Source organism: Aquabacterium soli, assembly GCF_003933735.1.
In the GTDB taxonomy this organism is placed as follows: Bacteria; Pseudomonadota; Gammaproteobacteria; order Burkholderiales; family Burkholderiaceae_C; genus Aquabacterium; species Aquabacterium soli.
Genome location: NZ_RSED01000106.1, coordinates 1 through 333, shown reverse-complemented (window position 1 = coordinate 333; position 333 = coordinate 1). Strand labels below are relative to the sequence as shown.

Below are 333 nucleotides of genomic sequence, written 5' to 3'. Positions count from 1 at the left end.
GTTAATTTTTAAAGAGCATTTGCTGAACCGCTTATCAAAGCCGCTTGGCATATCCGCTTGCGCGTTTTGCTTTGCGTTTTTGTTTGCAGTCATCAGCAGAGAAGCGAGATTATCACACGCTTTTCATCATCTTGTCAAGCGTCTTGCAACTTTCTTTTTCATCGCTGCGTTTGCAGACGTGAACTAGATCATTGCCGCAGGCATCAGCCCACGATCAACGCCTGGCAACATGATGCCGACCGCTTGCGCAACGCGCACTCAGACCGGGATCTCCACCAGATCACCAACTTCCATGATTCACACCCTAGGGAGAACAAAGCCCCCATCTTTCGA

1 protein-coding gene is annotated in these 333 nt (G+C 49.2%); it reads left to right on the top strand.

Annotated features, from left to right (window positions below):
* Positions 1-187 (top strand): hypothetical protein (locus EIP75_RS24810; RefSeq protein WP_233585036.1); only part of this gene is annotated, 187 nt, incomplete at its 5' end.
* Between the last annotated feature and the right edge of the window lie 146 nt (positions 188-333).